Source organism: Streptomyces sp. NPDC085944 (assembly GCF_040686295.1).
GTDB classification, from domain to species: Bacteria; Actinomycetota; Actinomycetes; order Streptomycetales; family Streptomycetaceae; genus Streptomyces; species Streptomyces salinarius.
In genome coordinates, this window is the sequence record NZ_JBFBJX010000002.1 from 29,561 (window position 1) to 45,621 (window position 16,061).

General features: G+C 73.3%; 18 protein-coding genes. 12 read left to right on the top strand and 6 right to left on the bottom strand.

All coding sequences use genetic code 11. From position 1 onward, the window contains the following. Window positions 1-64 precede the first annotated feature (64 nt). The 3 genes from AB0P07_RS03780 (at window position 65) to AB0P07_RS03790 (ending at window position 3,192) form a co-directional block, all read left to right on the top strand. On the top strand, window positions 65-604 hold the full coding sequence (locus tag AB0P07_RS03780; protein ID WP_365544619.1) for a Clp protease N-terminal domain-containing protein: 540 nt from the start codon (window positions 65-67) through the stop codon (window positions 602-604). Window positions 605-1,040: 436 nt separating this feature from the next. Then, window positions 1,041-2,045: an EamA family transporter gene (locus tag AB0P07_RS03785; RefSeq protein ID WP_365544621.1), complete on the top strand. Its 1,005-nt coding sequence runs from the start codon at window positions 1,041-1,043 to the stop codon at window positions 2,043-2,045. A 187-nt stretch (window positions 2,046-2,232) separates the two neighbouring features. Further along, window positions 2,233-3,192 carry an EamA family transporter gene (locus AB0P07_RS03790; protein ID WP_365544624.1) on the top strand — a complete coding sequence of 320 codons (960 nt, stop codon included), beginning with the start codon at window positions 2,233-2,235 and terminating at the stop codon, window positions 3,190-3,192. 44 nt (window positions 3,193-3,236) lie between these two features. Here AB0P07_RS03790 and AB0P07_RS03795 read toward each other — a convergent pair whose 3' ends face one another. After that, window positions 3,237-3,923, bottom strand: a complete 687-nt coding sequence (locus AB0P07_RS03795; RefSeq protein WP_365544627.1) for a pyridoxamine 5'-phosphate oxidase family protein — start codon at window positions 3,921-3,923, stop codon at window positions 3,237-3,239. 35 nt (window positions 3,924-3,958) lie between these two features. Here AB0P07_RS03795 and AB0P07_RS03800 point away from each other — a divergent pair, with 35 nt between their 5' ends. Continuing rightward, window positions 3,959-5,296, top strand: coding sequence for an aminotransferase class I/II-fold pyridoxal phosphate-dependent enzyme (locus tag AB0P07_RS03800; protein ID WP_365544629.1), 1,338 nt, complete (start codon window positions 3,959-3,961; stop codon window positions 5,294-5,296). 13 nt (window positions 5,297-5,309) lie between these two features. Here AB0P07_RS03800 and AB0P07_RS03805 read toward each other — a convergent pair whose 3' ends face one another. Then, window positions 5,310-6,314, bottom strand: coding sequence for a DMT family transporter (locus AB0P07_RS03805; RefSeq protein ID WP_365544632.1), 1,005 nt, complete (start codon window positions 6,312-6,314; stop codon window positions 5,310-5,312). Window positions 6,315-6,388: 74 nt separating this feature from the next. On the opposite strand from AB0P07_RS03805, the gene AB0P07_RS03810 reads away from it, so the two are divergent. Beyond that, window positions 6,389-7,300, top strand: a complete 912-nt coding sequence (locus AB0P07_RS03810) for a LysR family transcriptional regulator (RefSeq protein ID WP_365544635.1) — start codon at window positions 6,389-6,391, stop codon at window positions 7,298-7,300. 30 nt (window positions 7,301-7,330) lie between these two features. Here the strand turns inward: AB0P07_RS03810 and AB0P07_RS03815 are convergent, their stop codons facing one another. Further along, complete coding sequence (locus AB0P07_RS03815; protein WP_365544638.1) at window positions 7,331-7,798, bottom strand: pyridoxamine 5'-phosphate oxidase family protein; 468 nt, start codon at window positions 7,796-7,798, stop codon at window positions 7,331-7,333. Further along, window positions 7,795-8,280 carry a Rieske (2Fe-2S) protein gene (locus AB0P07_RS03820; RefSeq protein WP_365544641.1) on the bottom strand — a complete coding sequence of 162 codons (486 nt, stop codon included), beginning with the start codon at window positions 8,278-8,280 and terminating at the stop codon, window positions 7,795-7,797. The genes AB0P07_RS03815 and AB0P07_RS03820 overlap by 4 nt, the downstream gene beginning before the upstream one ends. A 193-nt stretch (window positions 8,281-8,473) precedes the next feature. Here AB0P07_RS03820 and AB0P07_RS03825 point away from each other — a divergent pair, with 193 nt between their 5' ends. Both AB0P07_RS03825 and AB0P07_RS03830 read left to right on the top strand, forming a co-directional pair. Next, window positions 8,474-9,220 (top strand): HipA family kinase, encoded by a 747-nt coding sequence (locus AB0P07_RS03825; RefSeq protein WP_365544643.1) that lies wholly within the window; start codon window positions 8,474-8,476, stop codon window positions 9,218-9,220. A 14-nt stretch (window positions 9,221-9,234) separates the two neighbouring features. Further along, window positions 9,235-9,618, top strand: a complete 384-nt coding sequence (locus AB0P07_RS03830) for a DUF3037 domain-containing protein (protein WP_365544646.1) — start codon at window positions 9,235-9,237, stop codon at window positions 9,616-9,618. 54 nt (window positions 9,619-9,672) lie between these two features. Here the strand turns inward: AB0P07_RS03830 and AB0P07_RS03835 are convergent, their stop codons facing one another. Next, the gene (locus tag AB0P07_RS03835; protein ID WP_365544649.1) at window positions 9,673-10,464 is read right to left on the bottom strand and encodes a hypothetical protein; all 792 of its coding nucleotides are present in this window, start codon (window positions 10,462-10,464) and stop codon (window positions 9,673-9,675) included. Between the two features lie 266 nt (window positions 10,465-10,730). On the opposite strand from AB0P07_RS03835, the gene fabG reads away from it, so the two are divergent. The 3 genes from fabG (at window position 10,731) to AB0P07_RS03850 (ending at window position 14,092) form a co-directional block, all read left to right on the top strand. Then, window positions 10,731-11,492, top strand: coding sequence for a 3-oxoacyl-ACP reductase FabG (gene fabG / locus AB0P07_RS03840; RefSeq protein ID WP_365544652.1), 762 nt, complete (start codon window positions 10,731-10,733; stop codon window positions 11,490-11,492). Between the two features lie 43 nt (window positions 11,493-11,535). Next, window positions 11,536-12,297, top strand: coding sequence for an SDR family oxidoreductase (locus AB0P07_RS03845; RefSeq protein ID WP_365544655.1), 762 nt, complete (start codon window positions 11,536-11,538; stop codon window positions 12,295-12,297). A gap of 208 nt (window positions 12,298-12,505) precedes the next feature. After that, complete coding sequence (locus tag AB0P07_RS03850; protein ID WP_365544657.1) at window positions 12,506-14,092, top strand: ABC transporter substrate-binding protein; 1,587 nt, start codon at window positions 12,506-12,508, stop codon at window positions 14,090-14,092. Here the strand turns inward: AB0P07_RS03850 and AB0P07_RS03855 are convergent. Beyond that, window positions 14,052-14,561 (bottom strand): nuclear transport factor 2 family protein, encoded by a 510-nt coding sequence (locus AB0P07_RS03855; RefSeq protein WP_365544664.1) that lies wholly within the window; start codon window positions 14,559-14,561, stop codon window positions 14,052-14,054. The two genes, AB0P07_RS03850 and AB0P07_RS03855, sit on opposite strands and share 41 nt — an antisense overlap. A gap of 131 nt (window positions 14,562-14,692) precedes the next feature. On the opposite strand from AB0P07_RS03855, the gene ung reads away from it, so the two are divergent. Both ung and AB0P07_RS03865 read left to right on the top strand, forming a co-directional pair. Beyond that, entirely contained in the window at window positions 14,693-15,376 is a 684-nt protein-coding gene (gene ung, locus AB0P07_RS03860) for a uracil-DNA glycosylase (protein ID WP_125633406.1), read from the top strand. Window positions 15,377-15,498: 122 nt separating this feature from the next. Beyond that, window positions 15,499-16,038 carry a hypothetical protein gene (locus tag AB0P07_RS03865; RefSeq protein ID WP_365544668.1) on the top strand — a complete coding sequence of 180 codons (540 nt, stop codon included), beginning with the start codon at window positions 15,499-15,501 and terminating at the stop codon, window positions 16,036-16,038. The last annotated feature ends 23 nt before the right edge of the window (window positions 16,039-16,061 follow it).

Genomic DNA, 16,061 nt, shown 5'->3' on the forward strand with positions numbered 1-16,061 from the left:
TGGGACGAGGAAATGCTTCCCCTCGGGGATGACCGGGCCCCGAGGGGCTGGTGTGCTGGGAGGCGTGCAACCCCGTATCCCCCGGCAGTCGGCCGGCGAGCAAGGCGGCCGGTGGCCGGACGGCACCGACCTCGACGACCGGTTCAGCGCGGAACTGGCCTCGGCCGTCTCCGGTGCCCGCCGCCGGGCGGTGCGGGACGGGGACCGGCAGATCGACACCGCCCATCTGCTGCACTCGCTGCTGGAGTGCGACGCCGAGGCCCGTGCGCTCCTCGGGGACGGGCCTCGGGTCGCCCGGGTCCTCGGGTATCTGGTGCAGCGCAGTATCGGCTACGGCCTGCGCTGGCAGAGCACCGTCGAGGACTCCGGCGCCGTACCCGTCATGACCGGCGTCGCCGGGTTCTCCCCGCCGGCCGCGGCGGCGATGGAGGACGCGTGCGCCCGTGCGGTCCGGCGCGGGGCGGCCCGGCCCGGTGGCCCGGATCTGCTCGCCGCCCTGGTCGCGGACCCGCGCACGCGCGCCGTCGAGGTGCTGGCCCGCGCCGCCGTCGAGCCGCACGCCGTGCTCGCCCGGGTGGAGAGCCACTTCGAGTCGACCACCTGAGCCGGTCCCGCGCCATTGCCGACGACCACCCCCGGGCCGCTTCGCACCGCTGCTCGTGCCGCCGCGAGGCCGTCGCGCCGCTGCCGACGGCCGTCCTCAGAGCCGGTCCAGCGTCGCTGCTCGCGACGGCCCCCTGTCTACTACCGCCGTCGGCGAAGGCGCCCCGGGCCGGTCCCGCGTGGCCGGTGACCGCCCCTTGAGCCGGTCGCGTGTCGTTGCCGGCGATCGCTCGCTGGGACGGTGTCGCGGCTCGCGACGCCCCGTGGGGCTGTCGTGCCGCTGTCGGCGACCGGCCTCCGAGACCGTCCCAGCGTCGATGCCTGCGGCTGCTGCCGAGGCCGTCTCCCGCTCGCCCCCTGGCGGGTGCCGCGCCGCCCGTCCAGTCGGTGAGACAGGTGTCATCGGGGGTGACGGTCATGTCGACCCCTGTCATCATGTGCCGGTGCATACGTCTGACAGCGCCCGCGGCAACCGCGGCAAGGGCACCGGACTCGGCCTCGCACTCGCCTCCGCCGTCGCCTTCGGCGGCTCCGGAGTCGCGGCCAAACCGCTGATCGAGGCCGGACTCGATCCGCTCCACGTGGTCTGGCTGCGGGTGGCCGGCGCGGCCCTGGTGATGCTGCCGCTCGCCGTGCGCCACCGCTCGCTGCTGCGCCGCCGTCCCGCGCTGGTCGCCGGGTACGGGCTGTTCGCCGTGGCTGGTGTACAGGCCTGCTACTTCGCCGCCATCTCCCGCATCCCCGTCGGCGTCGCGCTGCTCGTCGAGTACCTGGCCCCCGCCCTGGTCCTCGGCTGGGTGCGGTTCGTGCAGCGGCGGCCGGTCACACCGGCCGCCGCGCTCGGCGTGGTGCTGGCGGTCGGCGGGCTCGCCTGCGTGGTCGAGGTCTGGTCGGGACTGGGCTTCGACGCCCTCGGTCTGCTGCTCGCGCTCGGCGCCGCCTGCTGCCAGGTCGGCTACTTCGTCCTGTCCGACCAGGGCAGCGACGCCGGCGACGAGGCGCCCGACCCGCTCGGCGTCATCGCCTACGGCCTGCTCGTCGGGGCCGCGGTGCTCACCGTCGTCGCCCGGCCCTGGTCGATGGACTGGGCCGTCCTCGCCGGCACCGCCTCCATGGACGGCACCTCCATCGCCGCGGCCCTGCTGCTGGCCTGGATCGTGCTCATCGCCACGGTGCTCGCCTACGTCACCGGGATCGTCGCCGTGCGCCGGCTGTCGCCGCAGGTCGCCGGAGTCGTGGCCTGCCTCGAAGCGGTCATCGCGACCGTCCTGGCCTGGGTGCTGCTCGGCGAGCACCTGTCCGCCCCGCAGATCGTCGGCGGCGTCGTGGTGCTGGTCGGCGCCCTCATCGCCCAGTCCTCGACCCCGTCGAAGGGCTCGGCGGCCCCGGTGGCCGGCGGGGGGCCCGAGCGGGAGTTGTCGAGCCGCGGAACGGCGACATAGGCTGCCGATCATGCATTCCGACGCACTCGTCCTCCCGCCTCCGGCCGCCTGAGGCGGGCCCCTGTGACGAGCCCGGCGCACGGTCGCCGGGCCGGGCGGTGCTGCCCGCAGACGAAAGTCCCCGCGCCCCGGTGATCCCGGGCCGCCTCGAACTTCCGCGCCTCGTGCGCGTCTGCGGAGAGAACTCGTGTCGAATGCCGTCTCCGGCCTGCCCGTCGGGCGTGGCCTCCTCTATCTGATCGTCGCCGGTGTCGCCTGGGGCACCGCCGGTGCCGCCGCCTCGCTGGTCTACCGCGCCAGCGACATGGGCCCCGTCGCCCTGTCGTTCTGGCGCTGCGCGGTGGGGCTCGTCCTGCTCCTCGCCACCCGTCCGCTGCGCCCGCGGGTGCGCCCGGCCGTCCGTGAACCCTTCGGGCGCAAGGCGGTGCGGGCCGTCGTCACCGGTCTCGGACTCGCGGTGTTCCAGACCGCCTACTTCGCCGCCGTGCAGTCCACCGGGCTCGCCGTGGCCACGGTCGTCACCCTCGGAGCCGGGCCCGTGCTGATCGCCCTCGGCGCGCGCCTGACCCTCGGTGAACACCTGGGGCTCGGCGGCGCCGCGGCCGTCCTCGGCGCACTCGCCGGGCTCGCGGTGCTCGTCCTCGGCGGCGGGAGTGCGACGGTACGCCTGCCGGGCGTGCTCCTCGCCCTGCTGTCCGCCGCCGGATACTCGGTGATGACGCTGCTCACCCGCCGCTGGGGGAGGGACGGCGGGGCGGACGCCGCCAGCACGTCCGTGGGGGCGTTCGCCGTCACGAGCCTGTGCCTGCTGCCGCTCGCCCTGGCCGAGGGCCTGGTGCCGCACACCGCCGAACCGGTCCGGCTCCTGTGGCTCCTCGCGTACGTCGCGGCCGTGCCGACCGCCCTCGCCTACGGGCTCTACTTCGCCGGCGCGGCCGTGGTGCGGTCCGCGACCGTCTCGGTGATCATGCTCCTCGAGCCGGTCAGCGCGGCGGCGCTCGCCGTCCTGCTGCTCGGCGAGCACCTCACGGCGGCCACCCTGGCCGGCACCCTGCTGATGCTCGGCTCGGTCGCCGGCCTCGCGGTGGCGGAGACCCGGGCGGCGCGGGAGGCACGGCAGGCGCGGACGCGACCGACGCCGGCCTGACGGCGGGGCCGGTGAGGGACCCCGCGCCCACCGCGGGCGCGGGGTCAGCGGGCCGGCAGGTAGTCCGGCAGCGCGGTGGCGGGGCCCAGGGCCGGGTCGGCGACCGGGGCCTCGTACCCCTTGCGCAACGGGACGAGACCGGCCCAGTGCGGGAGGGCGAGGTCCTCCGGTTCGTCGTTGACCCCGCCGGTGCGGAGCTTGGCGGAGACCTCGTTCAGATCGAGGCGGATCACCGCCGTGGCGGCCAGCTCCTTCTTGTTGGCCGGGCGGGAGTCGCGGGAGCGGCCCGGGACGACGTGGTCGACCAGGGCGTCCAGGGCCGTGCGCCGCTCCTCGGGGTCCGTCACCTCGTACGCCGTGCCGTGCACCACCACCGACCGGTAGTTGATCGAGTGGTGGAAGGCCGAGCGGGCCAGCACCAGCGCGTCCACGTGCGTCACCGTCAGGCACACCGGCAGCCCCGGGTCCGCCGCGCCCGTCATCCGCAGCGGGCGCGAGCCCGTCGAGCCGTGCACGTAGAGCCGCTCGCCCACCCGCCCGTACAGGGTCGGCAGGACCACCGGGGCGCCGTCGCGGACGAAGCCGAGATGGCAGACGTAGCCCTCGTCGAGTATCGAGTGCACCAGCTCCTTGTCGTACCCGGCCCGCTCGGGGGAGCGGGTGGGGACGGTGCGGTCGGTGGGCGGGTAGGTGCCGGTGGGCTGCGACGGCGTCCCCGTGGTCCCCTGCATGGCGTTCTCCATTGCACTAGTGCATAATTGGATTTGTGCTAGGAGAATATCGGTTCACGGGGCGCGGCGCAGCCGAGATTTCCGCGAGCGTCGAGCGCGCGGTGGGATCGGGAGAGCTGGAGCCTGGTCAACCCCTGCCGCCGATGCGGGAGTTGGCGCAGCGGCTCGGAGTGAATCCGAACACGGTCGCCGCCGCCTACCGCACCCTGCGCGAGCGCGGGGTCATCGAGACGGCCGGGCGGCGGGGCAGCCGGGTGCGCGCGAAGCCGGCCACCACCGGACGGGACTTCGTGCGCGTCGAGGTGCCCGAGGGCGTGCGCGACGTCTCCGACGGCAACCCGGACCCGGCGCTGCTGCCCGCGCTCGGCCCGGTATTCGCCGCGGCGGCGGAGCAGGGCGACCGCGAACCGGTGTTGTACGGGCATGAACCCGTCGATCCGGAGCTGGCCCGCGTCGCCCGGGCCGAACTGGACGCCGACGGGGTGCCGGACGGGCCCGTGGCGGTGACGTCCGGCTCGCTGGACGCGATGGAACGGGTCCTCGCCGCCCATCTCAAACCCGGGGACGCCGTCGCCGTCGAGGACCCGGGCTGGGGCAGCCTCCTGGACCTGGTACCCGCGCTCGGGCTGCGCACGGTCCCCTTCGGCGTCGACGACCAGGGGCCGCTGCCCGAGGACGTACGCCGGGTCCTCGCGGCCGGCGCCCGCGCCCTGGTGGTCACGGACCGTGCGCAGAACCCGACGGGCGCGGCGGTGGGCGCGGCACGCGGGCGTGCCCTGCGGTCCGTGCTGCGCGAGCACCCCGGGACCCTGCTCATCGAGGACGACCACGGCCACGGCATCGTCGACCTGCCGCTGCACCCCCTCGCCGGTACGACCCGCGGCTGGGCCTTCGTCCGCTCCGCCGCCAAGGCCTGCGGACCCGACCTGCGGCTTGCGGTGCTCACCGGCGACCCCGTCACCCTCGACCGGGTCCGGGGGCGGCAGCGGCTCGGCCCCGGCTGGGTCAGCCGCATCACCCAGCGGGCCGTCGCCCGGCTGTGGACGGACGGCGCGGTGGACGCCCGCGCGGTCGCGGGGGTGTACGGGCGACGCCGGGACGCGCTCCTCGGCGCCCTCGCGGAACAGGGGGTCACGGGGTACGGGCGCAGCGGCATGAACGTGTGGATCCCGGTGCCGGACGAGACCGGCGCCGTCGCCCGGCTCCTGCACGCCGGCTGGGCGGTGGCCCCCGGCGCCCGCTTCCGGCTGAGCGCCCCGCCCGGCATCAGGATCACCGTCTCGACGCTGGAGGAGGGCGACTTCGGGCCGTTGGCAGCGGCGGTCGCGGCGGCGGTGGGGCCGGGGTCGGGGCCGCCGCGGAGCTACGTCTGAGCGGCCCCGCTCCTCAGACCCGCGTCCCTTGCCGTACCGGCGCGGAGTCCCGAGGCGCCGGTACGGGCGCTGCCCTGCCCCGGTCGGTCCTGGGCCGGGACTGGGTCAGTGCCGCGCCGGCGAGGACGATCACCGCGCCGACCGGGGTCGACCAGGACAGCGACTCGTCGAGGAGCGCGACGCCCGCGGCCGTGGCGATGACCGGGGTGAAATAGGTGACCATCTGGGCCGTCGTCGGGCCGACCTCGGCGACCAGGTCGTACTGGATGAGGAAGGCGACCCCGGTGCCGAGGACACCGAGGGCCGCCACCGCCAGCAGCGGGAGCACCGGGAAGCTGCCCGGCATCGAGGTGAACAGCGGTGTCACGGCGGCCAGTTGCAGCGTGGCCAGGCCCAGCTGGGCGCCGGTCAGCGAGAGGTGGGAGTGGCTGGAGCCGGCCAGGGTGCGGCGGACGTAGATCCAGCCGACCGGGTAGCTGAGGGAGGCCAGCAGGGCCAGCGCCGTGCCCGTGACGTCGAGGCCGTGGAAGCCCTGCCAGACGCCCAGCACCGTCAGGACGCCGAGGAAGCCGATGCCGAGACCGGCCACCCGGCGGCGCGTCGGCCGGTCCTCGGACAGCGCGACCAGCGACAGGGCCATGCCCCACAGCGGTGAGGTCGCGTTGCAGATGCCCGCGAGCGACGACGGGATCGTCAGCTCCGAGAAGGCGAACAGGGAGAACGGCAGCGCGTTGAGCAAGAACCCGGCGACCGCCAGATGCACCCACGTCCACGCCCCGCACGGAAGCCGCTCCCGCTTCGCCGCCATCGCCGCCGCGACCACCGCCGTACCGAACGCCAGCCGCCCGAGCGTCACCTGGAACGGGGCGAAACTCTCGGTGCCCACCTTCATGAAGAGGAAGCTGAAACCCCACACGAGGGAGAGGAGCCCGAAGCGCAGCCGCCAGTCGACGACGCGGCGGGGTGTGGAGGGGGCGGCGGGGGAGGAGGCGGAGGAGGCCGGGACGCTGCTGCTCATGCAGCCAACGATGAGTCAACCGTCCTCGTAGCACAATCGAGATTTCGCACCGAATATCTCGTAGGATCGCTTACATGTTGAACCTGGAGCGCCTGCGCACCCTCGACGCCCTGGCCCGGCACGGTTCGGTCAGCGGAGCCGCCGCCGGCCTGCACATCACCACCTCGGCCGTCTCGCAGCAGATGGCCAAGCTGGAGCGCGAAGCCGGTCAGCAGCTCCTCGCCAAGAACGGACGCGGCGTTCGCCTCACGGACGCCGGCCGGCTGCTCGCCGAGCACGCGGCCCGCATCCTCTCCCAGGTCGAGCTGGCCCAGGCGGACCTGGAGGCGCAGCGCGGACAGGTGGCGGGCGAGCTGCGGCTGTCGGCGTTCCCCACGGCCGCCCGCGGACTCTTCCCCGCCGCGCTGGCCACCCTGCGCGCCGAGCACCCCGCGCTGCGCCTGCGCTCCTCGGAGCTGGAGCCGGAGCGCGGCATCAGCGGCGTGGTGCGCGGGGACCTGGACCTCGCCGTCGTGCTCGACTGGTACAACAAGCCGATCCCGCTGCCCGACGGCCTGGTCAAGGCGCCCCTCCTCGACGACCCCGCCGACGTCGCCATGCCGGTGGGTCACCGGCTCGCGGGCCGGGACGAGGTGGACCTCGCCGAGTTCGCCGAGGACGAGTGGATCACGTGGGGCGAGGGCGAGTTCTGCCACGAGTGGCTGATGTTCACACTGCGTTCCAAGGGCATCGAGCCGATCGTCGGCCACCGCGCCGCCGAGACCCACACCCAGCTCGGGCTGGTTGCCGCGGGGCTCGGCGTGTGCATCGCCCCGCTGCTCGGCCGCCACCCGATGCCCGCGGAGGTCGTCACCGTGCCACTGAAACAGCGGGTGCGCCGGCACGTGTACGTCGTCTGGCGCGCCGACGCCGACCGCCGCCCGTCGATCCGGGCGGCGGTGGACGCGCTGCGGGCGACGGCGCGGGAGGTCGGGCAGGCGGCGTAGCCGGGCCCCGCACCCCCGGGGCGCGTGCGCCTACGGAGACGCCAGCTTGCGGAAGTCCCAGGAGACGACCTTCTCCGGCGTCAGCCGCAGCCAGGCGTGCCGGCCGTCGTGCGGCATCTCCTGCAGGCCGAAGTTCTTGCGGGCGAACAGCGTCTCGGGCAAGTCGAGTTCCGCGCACAGCTCGCCGGTGCGCGGCGCCTCGCCCACGAACTCCGCCCGGCCGGACAGCTCCACGCCCCGCAACTCGTCGTACTCCTCGCCGGTGTCGACGACGATCGCCACCCGCGGATCGCGCCGCAGGTCCGTCCAGCGCCGGCTGCGCACCACCGAGTACAGCCACATCGACGAGCCGTCCCAGACGAACCAGAGCGTGCTCACGTGCGGGGCCCCGTCGGCCGAGACGGTGGCGACCCGGCAGGTGCGCTGGGTGGTGAGGAACGCCTCCAGCTCGCCGGGCGTCATCATGATCCGGCGCCCCCGGCGCTGCACCACGGTCATCCGGCCAGCCGGATCGAGTCCCCGCTGACCGTGATCTGCACGGCGGGCAGCGGCTTGGGCGCGGGGCCGCCCTGCACACTGCCGTCGGTGATCGAGAAGTTGCTGTCGTGGCAGGGGCAGTTGATGACCCCGTCGGACACGCTCTTCACGGCGCAGCCCTGATGGGTGCAGGTGGCGGAGAACGCCTTGAACTCGCCCGCCGCGGGCTGGGTGACCACCACCTTCTGGTCGGGGAACACCTTCCCGCCGCCCTCGGGGATGTCGGCGGTCGCCGCGAGCGCCGGCCCCGCCCCCGCGTGCTCGCCGCCGCTGCCCGACTCCTGGGAGGCGGAACCGGTGGGGGCGGTGCCCGTGTCGCTCGAAGCGTCGTCGTCCGAGCCCGAGCAGGCGGCCAGCACGGCGGTGAGCCCCGCCGCTCCGGCCGCCGCCACGACGGTACGACGGGCCGGTCCCGCTGCGGGATGAAACGGTGCGCTGGTCATGCTGGGGTTCCCTTCCGGGGTGGGGGCGTGATGATCTGCCGAGAGGTACGGCCCCGTGGCACGTGCTGTTCAGACCGTGCCGAGATGCTGTCGCGCCGGCGGTCGGGCGGGCGTAAAACACGGCTGTCGTTTCGCTGTCGGCCGCGCACCGGCCAGGCACCGTGCACCCGCGCCACGCCGGTAGCCTGGGGCGATGCTCAAGGAAGTCATCGCGACCCGCTACATCACGCCGTTGCGTGAGGGCGGCTCGCTGCCGGGACTCGTCGAGGGGGACGACCTCGGGACCTACGTCCTGAAGTTCACCGGCGCGGGACAGGGCCGCAAGACGCTCGTCGCCGAGGTGGTCTGCGGCGAACTCGCCCGCCGGCTGGGCTTCCGGGTGCCACGGCTGGTGACGGTCGGCCTCGATCCGGTCCTGGGTCTCGGCGAACCCGACCCGCAGGTGCAGGAACTGCTGAAGTCGAGCGGCGGCACCAACCTCGGCATGGAGTTCCTCTCCGGTGCGCTCGGGTTCGACCCGCTCGCCTTCGAGGTGAGCGCCGAGGAGGCCGGACGGATCGTCTGGTTCGACGCGCTGGTCAACAACGTCGACCGTTCCTGGCGCAACCCCAACCTGCTGCGCCTGCACGGCGAGACATGGCTGATCGACCACGGCGCCACCATGATCTGGCACCACAACTGGCCCGGCGCGGAGGCCTCCGCCGCCCGTCCCTACGACGCCGCCGACCACGCCCTCGCCCGCTTCGCGCCGGACGTCCGCTCGGCCGCCGCCGCCCTCGCACCGCTGGTGACCGAGGAACTCCTTGCCGAGGTCACCGCCGAGATCCCGGACGTCTGGCTGCGCGACGAACCCGGCTTCGCCACCCCCGACGACCTGCGCAGGGCCTACGCCGCGCCGCTGCTCGCGCGGGCCGCCACGATCCACGAACGCGTCAAGTGAGCCAAGGGGGAGCGGTGAGCGACCGCCACGTCTTCGAGTACGCGCTGCTGCGCGTCGTGCCCCGCGTCGAACGCGGGGAGTGCGTCAACGCCGGCGTACTCGTCTACTGCCGGGCCTGGTCCTACGTCGGTGCCCGCACCCACCTCGACGAGGGCCGGCTGCTGGCCCTGGACCCGCTGGTGGACCTGCCCGGGGTGCGGGCGGCGCTGCGCGCCGTGGAGGGGGTGTGCGCCGGGGGGGACGCGGCGGGCCAGGCGGCCGGGGACGATCCCGGCCGCCGGTTCCGCTGGCTGATCGCGCCCCGCTCGACCATGGTCCAGCCGGGCCCCGTGCACACCGGCCTCACGACCGACCCGGCCGCCGAGACGGAACGGCTCCTCGACCTGCTGGTGCGGTAGGCCGCGGCGCCGACGAGGCACCGGGTCCCTCCCGCGGACCGGCCCGCCGGACGGTCAGGCGCGCCGGCGGCGCCGGACCACCCAGCCCGTCGCGAGCGCGGCGGCGGTCACGAAGCTCAGGCCGATGCCGATGTCCCAGTCGCCGGGACCGGTGCCCGAGGCGCCGCCCAGGCCGCCCTGGGTGCCGAGCGTCGGCGTCACGGCGGGGGAGGCCACGGGCGCGGGCGTGGTGACGACCGGGGCCGGCGTCGTGGGGGCCGGACGCGGCAGCGAGGTGGCGGAGATCGTCGGGAGCTGGTCCCCGCGCGGACGCGCGGCGCCGCCGCCCGCGCCGCCGTCACCGTCCCGGATCTCACGGATGCCACCCTGGTCGAGCGAGCCCAGGCCGGCGGAGTGCGACGTCCCGGGCCGGTTCTGGTCCTGGTCGGGGCGGCCCTCGTCGAGGCGGCCGTCTCCCGGCCGGCCGGGATCGAGGCCGCCTCCGTCGGCGCCGTTCCCTTCCGGCCTGACCTGCCCCGACCCGCCTCCCTCGGGCAGATCCCCGTCCAGCCGCCCGTCGTCGACTCCGCCCCCGTCGAGTCGGCCGTCGTCGAACGTGCCGTCGTCGAGCGTGCCGTCGTCCCACGACGCATCGCCGGACGGGTCTTCGTACAGCGCGTCCGGGCACAGCGGGTCCGGGTTGCCCGGATCCTCGTTCAGCCCGATCGGCACCGCTTCCTGGTAGGTGGAGCTCCGGCAGTCCTGTTCCAGGCTCGCGTAGAGGTCCTGGGCGGGTGCGGGGTCGGCCAGCGGCACGATCGCGGCGATCGCGACGGCTATGCCTGCTGCACCGGTACGACGGCGCATGGACGCCTCCTTTCCGGCCACGAGTGGCTCGCGCTTCGACGCTAGGGGCCCGGCGGTCCGGCGGCCCGCAGCGCTGGGCCGATCGGGCGACCGGTGACGGCCGGCACGCCGGGGAGGGCGGGTAATCGATCACACCGGCCAGGTGTCCCGTTGACACCGGGTGCCAGGGCTTCTAGCGTCACGTCTGCGGAAGGTACTAAGCGGTCGCTCACCCAAGGGCGCACGCTCCGCACGGGCCGCATCCCCAGGACGAGGAGAAGCAGCGAATGTCCACCACTGAGCAGCGGGTCGCCGTAGTCACCGGAGGCGCGCGCGGCATCGGTGCCGCCACCGCCGTACGACTGGCCGCCGAGGGCCGTGCCGTCGCCGTCATCGACCTCGACGAGGCCGCCTGCAAGGACACCGTGGAGAAGATCACCGCGGCGGGTGGCAGAGCCGTCGCGGTCGGCTGCGACGTCTCCGACGAGGCGCAGGTCGAGGCGGCCGTCGCGCGGATCGCCGAGGAGCTGGGCGCGCCGACGATCCTCGTCAACAACGCGGGCGTGCTGCGCGACAACCTGCTGTTCAAGATGAGCGTCTCCGACTGGGACACCGTCATGAACGTGCACCTGCGCGGTGCCTTCCTGATGTCGAAGGCCTGCCAGAAGCACATGGTGGACGCCAAGTTCGGCCGCATCGTCAACCTGTCCTCCTCCTCCGCGCTCGGCAACCGCGGCCAGGTCAACTACTCCGCCGCCAAGGCCGGTCTCCAGGGCTTCACCAAGACCCTCGCCAAGGAGCTGGGCAAGTTCGGCGTCACCGCCAACGCCGTCGCTCCCGGCTTCATCGCCACCGAGATGACCAAGGCCACCGCCGACCGCGTCGGCATGGGCTTCGAGGACTTCAAGGCCGCCGCCGCCACCCAGATCCCGGTCGCGCGCGTCGGTGAGCCCGACGACATCGCCAACGCCATCGCCTTCTTCACCGGCGAGGCCGCCGGCTTCGTCTCCGGCCAGGTGCTGTACGTGGCCGGCGGGCCGCTCGACTAGGGCGCGCGGAGACTAGGGAATACTGGGATTAGGGACCACTGACATGACTGAACTCCCCGCCCTCTCCGGCAAGGCCGCGCTCGTCACGGGCGCCAGCCGCGGCATCGGCTACGGCGTCGCCGAGGCCCTCGTCGCACGCGGCGACCGGGTCTGCATCACCGGCCGCAACGAGGACGCCCTGAAGGAGGCCGTCGACAAGCTCGGCGCCGACCGGGTCATCGGCGTCGCCGGCAAGGCGCACGACGAGGCCCACCAGGCCGTCGCCGTCGAGCGCGTGATGGAGGCCTTCGGGCGCGTCGACTTCCTGGTCAACAACGCCGGCACCAACCCGGTGTTCGGGCCGATCGCCGACCTCGACCTGAACGTGGCGCGCAAGGTCTTCGAGACCAACGTGATCTCGGCGCTCGGCTTCGCCCAGCGCACCTGGCACGCCTGGCAGAAGGACAACGGCGGCGCGATCGTCAACATCGCCTCGGTCGCGGGCCTTTCGCCCTCGCCCTTCATCGCCGCGTACGGCGTGAGCAAGGCCGCGCTGATCAACCTGACCGCGCAGCTGGCGCACGAGTTCGCGCCCGGGGTGCGGGTCAACGCGATCGCCCCGGCGGTCGTGAAGACCAAGTTCGCCGCAGCCCTGTACGAGGGCCGCGAGGAGGAGGCCGCCTCGGGCTACCCGCTGGGCCGGCTCGGCGTGCCCTCCGACATCGGCGGCGCCGCCGCGTTCCTCACCTCGGAGCAGTCCGCGTGGGTCACCGGTCAGACGCTCGTCGTCGACGGCGGCATCTTCCTGAACGCCGGCGTGGCCTGATCTCGCCCACGAGGACCCTCGAGATCTGTCCCGGACACGGGCGCCGTCGACGAGAACGGCGCCCGTGTCCGCGTATCGGAACCCGGCGCACGATGACAACGTAGTCATCGCCAAACGATCAAAACCCCTGTTCAGAAGGGGGTTCAGGGGGCATGGTGCTGCGGTATGGTCTGCCGACCCTTGGTACGGCGGATCGAGGAGCGTGCGCGTGTTCAACCGGAAGCGGGGCCTGCGGCGGGTCGCGGTCATCGTGTCCATATCGTCACTGGTCACCGGGTGCGGCATCCTGTCGTCCGACAGTTCGCAGGACGAGGAGCCGATCGTGGTGGGGACGACCAGTGCCCCCAGCACCCTCGATCCGGCCGCTTCGTGGGACGGCTCCTGGGAGTTGTTCCGGAACGTCTACCAGACGCTGCTCAGTTACCCCAGTGGTGCCACCGCGCCCCAGCCCGACGCCGCGAAGCAGTGCGTGTTCACCGACACCACGAACCAGGTGTACCGCTGCGAGCTGCGCGAGGGCCTGACCTTCTCCAACGGCGACGCCCTCGACGCCCAGGCCGTCAAGTACTCGATCGACCGCATCAAGGACATCAACGTCAACGGTGGTCCGGCCGGTCTGCTCGGCAGCCTCGATCGCGTCCAGGCACCCAGCGAGCGCGAGGTGGTCTTCCACCTCAACAAGCCCGACGCCACCTTCCCGTTCGTGCTCGCCACGCCCGCCATGTCGATCGTCGACCCCGACGACTACCCCGAGGACGCCCTGCGTGAGGGCAGCGGTGTCGTGGGCTCGGGCCCGTACACGCTCCAGTCGTACGAGGACGGCGAGCGCGCCGAACTCGTGCGCAACGACCGCTACAAGGGCTTCGCGGAACGGCACAACAAGGCGGTGACCGTCCGCTACTTCAAGGACTCCGCCGGCATGGTGAAGGCCCTGCGCGACGGCGACATCCAGGTGACCTACCGAGGCCTCGCCGCCGACGACGTGATCACACTCCAGGGCAAGGCGGGCAAGGAGGAGAACCTCCAGCTGGTCGAGGGCAGCGGTACGGAGATCAGCTACCTCGTCTTCAACCCCGAGGACCCGTGGGCGGGACGCAAGGAAGTGCGCCAGGCAGTCGCCCAGGTGATCGACCGGGCGGCGATCGCGCACGAGATCTACCAGGACACCGTCGACCCGCTGTACTCGATGGTCCCCAAGGGCCTCACCGGTCACACCACGGGCTTCTTCGACGACTACGGCGACCCCAGCGTCCCCAAGGCCCGTGAGCTGCTCGAGGACGCCGGCATCACCGACCCGGTCCCGCTGACCCTCTGGTACACCACCGACCGCTACGGCTCCGAGACGGCCAAGGAGTTCAAGGAGATCAAGCGGCAGCTGGACGCCTCGGGCCTGTTCGAGGTCACCCTCGAGAGCCGCCCCTGGAAGACGTACGTCGCCGGCTACCAGAAGGGTGAGTACCCGGTGTTCGGACGCGGCTGGTCCCCGGACTTCCCCGACGCGGAGAACTTCATCGCCCCCTTCGTCGGGGAGCAGAACGCGCTCGGCACGCCCTACCTCACCCCGGAGATCACCGGCGAACTGCTGCCGCGCTCGCGCCGCGAGAGCGACCGCGGCAACGTGGAGCGGGACTTCGAGCGGGCGCAGCAGATCATGGTGAACGACGCGCGGCTGCTCCCGCTGTGGCAGGGCAAGCAGTACGTCGCCGCCAGCACGGACATCTCGGGCGCGGAGCAGGCCCTGGACCCGTCGACGATCATGATGATGTGGCAGCTCCACCGGAAGACGAGCTGGTAGCCGCCACCGGGGCGGGCAGCCGCTCCGTGGCACCGCCGAAGGCGAGGTACAGGGTCCGCGCGGCGAGCAGCCACTCGCCGTCGACCTTGCGGAAGGTGTCCTCGTAGTGGCCGACGTTGGCGGGGAGCCGCGGCGCGACCATCCCCTCGACGTGCCCGTCGACACGGTAGGTCGTCAGGTAGGACGTCGCGGTCGCCGTCGTCGCGGAGTCCACGGTGACGAGGATGTTCGTCATCAGACGGCGCGACAGCCGGTCCGCCGGCCGGGAACCGAAGTACGTCCGCAGCGCTTCCCGGCCCTCGACCCGGCGGTCGCCGCGAGGCCATTCCCACACCCCGTCCACCGTGAACAGGTCGGCCGCCGACCCGGGGTCACCGAGATCGAGACGGTGGACCAGGTCCACGATCAGACGTTCGCAGGCCCGCTCCGCGAGCAGGCGTTCCGTGGGAGCCATGGCTTCAGAGGTCATTTCCACTTCCTACCAGCCCCGCTCCGCCGCGGGACAACGCTTTTCCGGGTGCCTGCCGGCGGTCGCGTTGTCAGTGGGCGCCGGTAGGTTCTACGGGACTGGAAGCGACCGCACAGCGTAAGGAAGTTGACGTGACCGACATCGCCATGCTGCCCGAGTCCTGGCGCGAGGTGCTGGGCGGCGAACTGCAAGAGCCCTACTTCAAGGAGCTGATGGAGTTCGTCGAGGAGGAGCGGGCGAACGGCCCCGTCTACCCGCCGCGCGAGGAGGTCTTCGCCGCGCTGGAGGCCACGCCCTTCGACCGGGTGAAGGTGCTGGTCCTCGGCCAGGACCCGTACCACGGCGAGGGCCAGGGGCACGGGCTGTGCTTCTCGGTGCGGCCCGGCGTGAAGGTCCCGCCGTCCCTGCGGAACATCTACAAGGAGATGCACGCGGAGCTGGACACCCCGATCCCGGACAACGGCTATCTGATGCCGTGGGCGAAGCAGGGCGTCCTGCTGCTCAACGCGGTGCTCACGGTCCGTGCCGGGGAGGCGAACTCGCACAAGGCACGCGGCTGGGAGCTGTTCACCGACGCGGTGATCCGCGCGGTGGCCGGCCGGACCGACCCGGCGGTCTTCGTGCTGTGGGGCAACTACGCGCAGAAGAAGCTGCCGCTGATCGACGAGTCGCGGCACGCCGTGGTCAAGGGCGCCCACCCGTCGCCGCTGTCCGCGAAGAAGTTCTTCGGCTCCCGGCCGTTCACGCAGATCAACGAGGCGGTCGCCGCGCAGGGCCACGAGCCGATCGACTGGACCATCCCGAACCTGGGCTGACCCCGGCCGCCCGGGCCGGCCGGCCGCAGACCGGCCCGGGCGCGCCCGGTGCCGCCTGACCGGGAATGCGGGCGCGTGCGGTTAGCGTCGTCGGGACAGCCGACACGGGCACGGAGGACGCGGTGGCGAAGGGACAGGAGCAGGCGGCGCCGGACGCCGTGCCGACGCGGATCGGCCAGGTGGTCATGCTGCATCACGCGGGGGACCGCGAGGAGGCCCGGCACCGCTACCTCGCCCTGTGGGCGGAGATCGGCGAGCACGGCGACCCCCTGCACCGCTGCACGCTGGCCCACTACCTCGCCGACACCCAGGACGACCCGGCCGAGGAACTGGCCTGGGACCTGAGGGCGCTGTCGGCAGCCGAGGAACTGACGGAGGACCGGCTCGCCGACCGGCACGAGGCCACGTCCGCCGCCCGCGCCCTGTACCCCTCGCTCCACCTGAACCTGGCCGCGGACTACGACCGGCTCGGTCACCGCGAGGCGGCCCGTCGGCACCTGCGGCGCGCCCGCACCGCTGCCGAGTCCCTCGCCGCCGGCCGCTACGGAGCGGGCGTCCGCGCCTCGATCGACCGGCTGGAGCTGCGCCTCGACGGTGTCGACGGCCCCGACGGGCGTGACGGGACCGAGGGGTGGGGGCGGCCGCCGCGCCAGTGGCCGTAACAGCCGGCCCGAGGGGCGACGAC

Coding starts and splice junctions, on each gene's coding strand:
- AB0P07_RS03810 (WP_365544635.1), top strand. CDS start 6,389: ATGTTGAACCTGGAGCGCCTGCGCACCCTCGACGCCCTGGCCCGGCAC.
- AB0P07_RS03820 (WP_365544641.1), bottom strand. CDS start 8,280: ATGACCAGCGCACCGTTTCATCCCGCAGCGGGACCGGCCCGTCGTACC.
- fabG (WP_365544652.1), top strand. CDS start 10,731: ATGTCCACCACTGAGCAGCGGGTCGCCGTAGTCACCGGAGGCGCGCGC.
- AB0P07_RS03805 (WP_365544632.1), bottom strand. CDS start 6,314: ATGAGCAGCAGCGTCCCGGCCTCCTCCGCCTCCTCCCCCGCCGCCCCC.
- AB0P07_RS03825 (WP_365544643.1), top strand. CDS start 8,474: ATGCTCAAGGAAGTCATCGCGACCCGCTACATCACGCCGTTGCGTGAG.
- AB0P07_RS03815 (WP_365544638.1), bottom strand. CDS start 7,798: ATGACCGTGGTGCAGCGCCGGGGGCGCCGGATCATGATGACGCCCGGC.
- AB0P07_RS03855 (WP_365544664.1), bottom strand. CDS start 14,561: ATGACCTCTGAAGCCATGGCTCCCACGGAACGCCTGCTCGCGGAGCGG.
- AB0P07_RS03795 (WP_365544627.1), bottom strand. CDS start 3,923: ATGCAGGGGACCACGGGGACGCCGTCGCAGCCCACCGGCACCTACCCG.
- AB0P07_RS03835 (WP_365544649.1), bottom strand. CDS start 10,464: ATGCGCCGTCGTACCGGTGCAGCAGGCATAGCCGTCGCGATCGCCGCG.
- AB0P07_RS03845 (WP_365544655.1), top strand. CDS start 11,536: ATGACTGAACTCCCCGCCCTCTCCGGCAAGGCCGCGCTCGTCACGGGC.